Raw genomic sequence first — 1403 nt, forward strand, 5'->3', positions numbered from 1 at the left:
AAGTGTTGCACTTCAATTTTAAATCGGGGGAGGATTAATTTGAAAAACGAAGAAAAGAAGGTTATCTACTGGGCAATCATTTCAATGGGGATCTTCCTGCTGGTTAATTGGCTGCTGACGCTGCCGGTGATGCAGTTAAATCAGCGGGTCGTCCTTTCAGAGGCTTGGCAGGTCACGTTCATTGCCCTGGCCTTCTACGCTGCAACCATTTTATTGGCGGTGCTGAAGGTGCGGATTAGTTACTACCTAATGGCCGTGGTGGTTGCCATTTATACGGTCGGACTGGTGGGGATGCTCACCACGATGTTCACGGGAAGCAGTGCGAATATCCTGATTCGACTGGCCGTGGCCGCTCTCAGTGCATTTGGCATTATCGTCAATCTTTATTGGTATGGATTGGCGTTCAAATTGCGGTCGGTGCTGCAGACGGCAATGATCAAAAAACGGATGAAAAATAAACAACTTAAGAAATAGGTGGAAAATTTGAATAGAGACGTAACCAGTTTTATTGAAGATGTAACGAACGAAAAAGTTGAACATAAGATCACGACGGCAACGCTCAAAGACTTTATTGCCAATCCGGATGATATCATGAGGCCAATTTATGATTTTGTTGAGGAGCAATTGAACCTCGGCAAATTGGGATATGGTGAAGTTCGGGTCGATGACGCGGATTTGTCGGTGCGTTTGGAAACCAACCTGATTAATTTGCCGCTTTCGGAAATTAAGCGAATTGATAAAATGATTTCGGATGAGGATGAGCTGCCACTGAACGTTTACCTGGTGATGATCTCACCAAACGTGAACGTTTCCGGCCTCCGGATCGACGAGGTCGCATCGGCGGATGATTTTGTGGGGAACTTAGATACCTATCTCCCAATGATGAATGACTGGGTGGCTGACCATTTGGCGGCTGTTCAGGAAAATATGAAAACCAATGCCGAAAAGGAAGCTGAAGAAAGCGCCGCTGCCAAGAAAGCCCCAGCCAAAAAATCGACCGTTAAGAAGGCAGCGCCGAAGCGGACAACGGCCCGCAAGTCAGCTGCTAAGAAGACAACCGCCAAGAAGTCAACCCGCAAGTCAACGCCGCGTAAGGCAACCGGCAAAACAGCTGAAAAAAAGTAGGCAAAAGTGGATTGGGGGTGCCTTGATATTATCCCCATAATATGCAATAATGATTGTATGCGATGAGTCGAGAAAGGTCACGCAACTTTTAGTTGTCCGCGCAAGCGGCTCGGTGACATTTTTAGATAACGGGACACATTTTAAGCACGGATTTGTGGTGTCTGACTTCAGCGGATTGTGGAGTCCAAGGAGTCTATCTATAGCAATATAGGTACCGTAAAAAAGAACCAGCTGATTAATTTCAGTTGGTTCAGACTGAAGACAAACGCTATTTTGAA

The 1403-nt window shown here is 46.2% G+C and carries 2 protein-coding genes; both read left to right on the forward strand.

The features are described 5' to 3' along the window. The first annotated feature begins 39 nt into the window (after nucleotides 1-39). Nucleotides 40-474: a hypothetical protein gene (locus tag FD47_RS14510; RefSeq protein WP_054736758.1), complete on the forward strand. Its 435-nt coding sequence runs from the start codon at nucleotides 40-42 to the stop codon at nucleotides 472-474. After that, the gene (locus FD47_RS14515; protein ID WP_054736756.1) at nucleotides 475-1125 is read left to right on the forward strand and encodes a hypothetical protein; all 651 of its coding nucleotides are present in this window, start codon (nucleotides 475-477) and stop codon (nucleotides 1123-1125) included. Nucleotides 1126-1403 lie beyond the last annotated feature (278 nt).

The organism is Lentilactobacillus parafarraginis DSM 18390 = JCM 14109, from assembly GCF_001435895.1.
GTDB lineage: Bacteria > Bacillota > Bacilli > Lactobacillales > Lactobacillaceae > Lentilactobacillus > Lentilactobacillus parafarraginis.